Origin of the sequence: Carboxylicivirga agarovorans, assembly GCF_050589845.1 — a bacterium.
In the GTDB taxonomy this organism is placed as follows: domain Bacteria; phylum Bacteroidota; class Bacteroidia; order Bacteroidales; family Marinilabiliaceae; genus Carboxylicivirga; species Carboxylicivirga agarovorans.
The window spans coordinates 308898-315000 of record NZ_JBNGPA010000001.1; the positions used below are offsets into that span (position 1 = coordinate 308898).

General features: G+C 39.2%; 6 protein-coding genes. 3 read left to right on the forward strand and 3 right to left on the reverse strand.

Going from position 1 to position 6103, the window contains the following annotated elements; translation table 11 throughout:
- The first annotated feature begins 127 nt into the window (after positions 1-127).
- Positions 128-1756 (forward strand): L-glutamate gamma-semialdehyde dehydrogenase, encoded by a 1629-nt coding sequence (gene pruA, locus ACRD69_RS01245; RefSeq protein ID WP_430813236.1) that lies wholly within the window; start codon positions 128-130, stop codon positions 1754-1756.
- A 160-nt stretch (positions 1757-1916) separates the two neighbouring features.
- Here the strand turns inward: pruA and ACRD69_RS01250 are convergent, their stop codons facing one another.
- Positions 1917-2675, reverse strand: coding sequence for a hypothetical protein (locus ACRD69_RS01250; protein WP_430813237.1), 759 nt, complete (start codon positions 2673-2675; stop codon positions 1917-1919).
- A gap of 350 nt (positions 2676-3025) precedes the next feature.
- On the opposite strand from ACRD69_RS01250, the gene ACRD69_RS01255 reads away from it, so the two are divergent.
- Positions 3026-3331, forward strand: coding sequence for an FtsB family cell division protein (locus ACRD69_RS01255; RefSeq protein ID WP_430813238.1), 306 nt, complete (start codon positions 3026-3028; stop codon positions 3329-3331).
- 170 nt (positions 3332-3501) lie between these two features.
- A complete protein-coding gene (locus ACRD69_RS01260) occupies positions 3502-3825 on the forward strand; it encodes a hypothetical protein (protein ID WP_430813239.1) in 324 nt (107 codons plus the stop codon).
- Between the two features lie 186 nt (positions 3826-4011).
- Here the strand turns inward: ACRD69_RS01260 and ACRD69_RS01265 are convergent, their stop codons facing one another.
- Together ACRD69_RS01265 and ACRD69_RS01270 are read right to left on the reverse strand one after the other, a co-directional pair.
- Entirely contained in the window at positions 4012-5256 is a 1245-nt protein-coding gene (locus ACRD69_RS01265) for a glycosyltransferase family 2 protein (RefSeq protein WP_430813240.1), read from the reverse strand.
- 60 nt (positions 5257-5316) lie between these two features.
- On the reverse strand, positions 5317-5913 hold the full coding sequence (locus ACRD69_RS01270) for an OmpH/Skp family outer membrane protein (protein ID WP_430813241.1): 597 nt from the start codon (positions 5911-5913) through the stop codon (positions 5317-5319).
- Positions 5914-6103 lie beyond the last annotated feature (190 nt).

Below are 6103 nucleotides of genomic sequence, written 5' to 3' on the forward strand. Positions count from 1 at the left end.
CCCTGACATATTTCATGTACATCGGCTTTTTTATTTCATAGATTTGTTTCTATCAGATGATTTGGATGAATATCCGATAACTAAAGTCAAGTTTGACTAAATAATTAAACCAAAAAAAATAAAATCTATGCCAAAAGGAATTTTTAATGTGCCGCCGGCTGTAAATGAGCCGATTAAAAGCTACGCTCCGGGATCTCCTGAGCGCGCCGAGTTAAAGGATATGTTGAACAAGCTTCGTTCTGAAGAGCTTGACATCCCCATGTTTATTGGTGGTGAAGAAATCAGAACAGGTAATAAGAAACGTATCCATCCTCCTCACGAAATAGCGCACACATTGGGTCATTACCACCAGGGTGATGAAACACATGTCCACATGGCCATTGATGCAGCATTAAAAGCACGTAAGCAGTGGGTCAACCTTAGCTGGGAACACCGTGCATCTATCTTTTTAAAGGCGGCTGATCTATTGGCTGGTCCTTACCGTCAGCTGATCAATGCCGCTACCATGTTGGGACAGTCTAAAAATGCTTTCCAGGCTGAGATCGATTCAGCATGTGAGTTGGCCGATTTCTTCCGTTTCAATGTGCAGTACATGACTGAGATCTATGCCGGTCAGCCCGAGTCGGCTCCTGGTATTTGGGATCGTGTTGAGTACCGTCCGTTAGAAGGATTCGTATTTGCATTAACGCCATTTAACTTTACATCTATTGCCGGTAACCTGCAGACAGCACCTGCAATGATGGGTAACGTTACAGTTTGGAAACCATCAAAAACAGCTGTTTACTCTGCATACTTCTTAATGAAGTTATTTAAAGAGGCTGGAGTACCTGACGGTGTAATTAACCTTGTCTATGCATCAGGTCCTGTTGCCGCTAAAGAGATTTTCTCTCACCCTGATTTCGCGGGTTTCCACTTTACTGGTTCTACAGGTGTATTCCAGAGCACATGGAAAGCTATTGGTGATAACATTGAAAAATATAAAACTTATCCACGCATCGTTGGTGAAACAGGTGGTAAAGACTACATTTTGGCACACAAATCATGTGATGCAAAAGGTGTTGCCACTGGTATTGTTCGTGGTGCTTTCGAATACCAGGGTCAGAAGTGTTCAGCTGCTTCACGCGCTTACATGCCTGCAAGTCGCTGGGAAGAAATCTTTGGCTATGTAAAAGAGCAGATGAAAGAAGTGAAAATGGGTCCACCGGAAGATTTCAGTAATTTTGTTAATGCTGTTATTGATGAGACTTCATTTGACTTATTAGCAGGTGCTATTGATGAAGCTAAAGAAAGCAACGAGGCTGAAGTTATTCTTGGTGGTGGCCACGATAAGTCAGTTGGTTACTTTATTGAGCCTACTATCATCTTAACAACTAACCCAATGTATCGCACAATGGAAGAAGAGTTGTTTGGACCTGTATTAACTATTTATGTATACGATGACAACAAGTTTGAGGAAACAATGGATATCCTTGACTCAACTTCTATCTATGCATTAACAGGATGTATCTTTGCACAGGATCGTTATGTTATCGAGCAAGCTACCAAGCGTTTGGTTGACACTGCCGGTAACTTCTACATCAACGACAAACCAACAGGTGCTGTTGTAGGTCAGCAGCCATTTGGCGGATCTCGTGGATCAGGGACTAACGATAAAGCCGGTTCGGCTATTAACCTTATGCGCTGGGTAAGCCCACGTACTATTAAGGAAAACTTTGTTCCTCCACACGATTTTAAATATCCGTTCTTAGCTGAATAGACAATTAAGTCGAGAGATTTATATAACAAGAAAGGCTCCTTAAAAAAGGGGCCTTTCGTTTTTTTTGAATCACTTTTGATTCATGTAACATTGTAATAAAGCACTTTACAAGTTGTATTTAGGTGTTAACCTGTGATCAACATAAACTCCTGGTCACAGATTAAAGTTTGAGAGCATGTAAAAACCGCTTGCTATAACGACGGCGCAAACTGGTCAGATATTTCACAAATAAGAGCTCATAAATGGTTTCATTCTCGTCTTTGTTTTTATAGTTGGCATAGTGGCGCGCCAGTTCTGTCAGGTATATAGGACTACCACTTATCTTTTGAAGAACGCGTAATCCCTTGTGAAACATGATGGGTTTTCCAATCTTGATACGGTTCAGGTCAACCAACATATACTCGTAATGCAGTCGTCCCAGTTTTCTGATGAGTACGTTGGTACTGTTAAAATCTTTGTGCTTGACACCTTTAGGATAAAGCCCATTGACCGTAAAATTGACAAAACCGTTAAGTATTAACTGCTTATCAGGCACATCATTGGCCAATACTTCTGACAACCTGAAATCCACATCTTCATACTTGCAGATATAATAGGAATGCGTCATGTAATGCCAACGGTTATAAACCTCGACATAAGCAATTGGTTCGGGTGTACTGATGTTTTCCTTTAATAAATGCTGAGCGATCTCGAAGGAACGCTGTGCCTTTGACTTTCTCACAAAGGAATATATAACACGGTTTAGAAGAGTTGCCTTACGAAAGGACTTGATGCATAAATCATAGCCCTCGTGCTGATAACGCTTGATCTGATTGCGCGCATCGCGGATCCATTCACCACTGGTTTGAAAGCTTTCATGAATTGATTCAATAAAAGGTCTTACTTCAGCATGTGCTTCATCAATTATTATTTTCTTCATCGGTCAAGTTGTAAATACATATCAAACTTACGCACTTTTTAATCAATTGTAAATGAATTGTGCATGAGCTATCATTTTTTTGACATCAAGTAACAAAATACCCGATTAAGCGAACATCATTGTCAGATGAATAAAAAAGCACAAAACACAATTCAACGTAAAACGATCACTTACTTATACTTACAGGAAGTACTTAAAAACAGAAAACTGCCAGCTGTTAATTAGTCTCCTCCACTTATAAAAGAGCATGAGGAGCAGCCCATAAAGCTTTAATACCCGCACACTGATTTTTCATGGGTGCTCTTCAAAAAATACATGATAAAAGCTTACATTTGTAAAAACCAAAATCAATGAACTGGTCAAACTTCAAAAAATACATTAAACCCCTAATTAGCAACAAGTTCTTTTTGGCAACCCTTGCTTTTATAGTTTGGATTACTGTGTTTGATCAAAACAGTTTGATCGATCGGTATCGACTATCCAAGCGAATTTCACAACTTGAAAAGCAAAAGCAACACTACATTGATGAGATAGAACAGAACAACCGAAAGATGGAAGAGCTGCAAAGTAACCTCGATAATCTGGAAAAATTTGCAAGGGAAGAATACCTGATGAAGAAGAAAGATGAAGTTATTTTTGTGGTTGAAGAAGAATAAGGGGATGTTGGGATGTGTGATGTTAGGATGTGAGGAGTTGACCTGTGAATGTCGATAGCTCCCGGGATTCACAATTCATCAAATCAACAGTTCATCAATTCAACTCATCAACATTTAAACTATTAAACTGCTCAACAGTAAACTTATCAACTTAAAAATATTAAGGAATAATGAATATATATAAAGTACTAAGTGTAAGCTATTACATTGGAATGGCACTTGTTTTTATTGGTGTATTAATGCACATGAGTGATTTAAGTTACGGCGCCTATGTATTCGGAGGAGGTTCGTTGATAATGATCGGTATTCGCTTATACAATATGCTGTTTGGAAAAGCAATCAATAAACGTGTTCATACCATCTTAGTATACAGTTCCTTAATGTTGCTTCCGGCAGCATGGGCAATGATCACCTATCGACGCTATTGGGTTATTTTCATTATACTGACAGCCATTCTTGATACATACGCGAGTTTTCGTCGCATTAAGAAGTAGGAATATATCACAACCATAAGCTGCTTACTTTCACCCATCAGATAATTGTGAAAGGATAATAATTGTAGCTTTAATCCATCGCATGACTATCAATTATTGTTAATCGTCACGCGGTGAGTTAAAACATATCAACATATTGAACAGTCGGCCAGTGGCACTTGATTGTCAATTCAATAAATTAACACCTTATTTTTCCAGCCTGCGGAATATATTTAGTAATTCGCCCGTATCAAACACATCGACCTGTTCGCCGTACTTAAGTTCATACAAGTTGACAGATGCATCAAAAACAGGTGTTTTTTCAAGAAAATGGGCATGAACATAGTTAAGATACTTAACTACTCTGAAAGCATTAAAAACTTCAAAAAAACGCCGTTTAAACACCTCAGGCGAACTGCAGTTTTCTTTAATTGGTTTTAAAGCTGTGAAAAAATCAGAGTTAACCAGGTAACTTCGTAAGCGACCACTCAGTTTATGTGTAAAATCTTCTTTATCATCATCGGCAAGGGTGTATAGCTGGTCCTTAATTTCAAACAGGGCCTTTAGGTCTACAAACGCCTGCAAGTTATAGGTCATATACTCACCTCCATCCTTAAGCAGCGTATTTATGGAAGGGCCTGTACCAAAGGGTACCCGGTCCGACGGACGTGAAGAAGGGCTGACTTTTGTTGAATCCAACTCAACAAAGCTGCCTGTGGGTATAACTTTTTGTAAAAAGTAAAAATCTTCTCCGGCCTGCTTGCGAGGCATTCCTCCAGCTTTTACATACGCCTCTGCTGTTACGGCAAAGCATGAACCTACAGTATGGAAGGCATAGGGGAAACCGGCAAATTTCAAAGCTTGCACATAATATCTTAGATGCAACTCGTATTCGGCAATGGCATTATAAATATCATCCGACAAATCTCCTTCAAGGGGATGCTCAAAGTAGATATTGCAGGCCGCTACAGCCTTGTCATCAAAACAACTTGTTAAGGCTGAAAAGTAATTGGACTCAACTACACAGTCTGCATCCAGTGAAGCAATGATACCTGCTGGTCTGCCTGCTTGTGCGAAAGCAAAGGCTGCATAATCCATTCCTGTTTTACGCGCATGACCAACCCCCGCGTGTTTTTTAGGGACTGAAAAGTCCTGAAGGATGGTCAGCCTCACCGATGGCAATTGGTATGATTCAAGCTCCTGTTCACATTGTCGCATCAGACCCAGCTGACGCCCGATAATCTCTTTTGAAGCTGTTTCGGCATAATTGAATACCAATACGACCTCGATACCAGCAGTACAGTTAAGAGCTGCTTTTTTGAGGCTTTTGAGCATTATAAACAGATCATCTTCCTCAAGGTAAACAGGTACAACCACTTTAATATCACTCATGCTGCCAGATGAATTTGCCTGAGGATGCTTTGCAAAGTATTTAGTGAATAACTTATCCATAAAAACTAAAAAAGGCAGAAGTCAACCGACCTCTGCCCCTTATTAATGCGTTTATTCTAATTATTTAGAAGCTGCGTGACGGGCGTTAAGCGCCTCAGTAACTTCTTTTGTGATATCAACTCCTTCTGCAGCATACAATACATTATCACCTAATGTATTGCTTAAGATCATTTTGTATGGATGCTTTTTAGCATACTCATCCAGGAATGTTTTCAAAGTATCGCGCAACTGACGGTTTAATTTATCCTGCTCCTGCATTAACGCATTTGTCAACTGCTGGTTCAACTGTGTCAGATCCTGCTCTGCTTTAGCTAAACGCTGCTGTTCTTTCTGAGCGCGTTCCATACTTAAGAAACCATTATTCTGAACCTTACGTTGAAACTCAACAGCATCTTGCTGAAATACCTTTGCCTTCTCGTTGAAATCAGCTCTTGAAGCTTCTTCCTGGCTCATCAACTGCTCATTTACCTCTATTGCAAAAGTGTAATTTAAAAGTAATGAATCTGTATTAATATATGCTACAGGAAATACGGCATCATCCTGAGCGCTACCTGCTACATTCGCCTGTTGATTACCTGTGTTAGTACAACTTGATAAAAATAATATATTAACAGCTACTAATAATACGCCATTCAACACTGTTGATAATTGTTTCATACTCTCCCTAGTGAAATTTAAACTTTTAATTTTACGGAGAACAAATATAAGTTATTACCTCTCATATAAAAATATTTGCCCCTTTTTTTTACCAATCTGTAAGCCTTTCAATTCGAGTAAATACATACTCAATTAGCCACAATCAACTTAAGGTCTTAATAACCTGTGTTCAACTAAAAATATGTGCTCT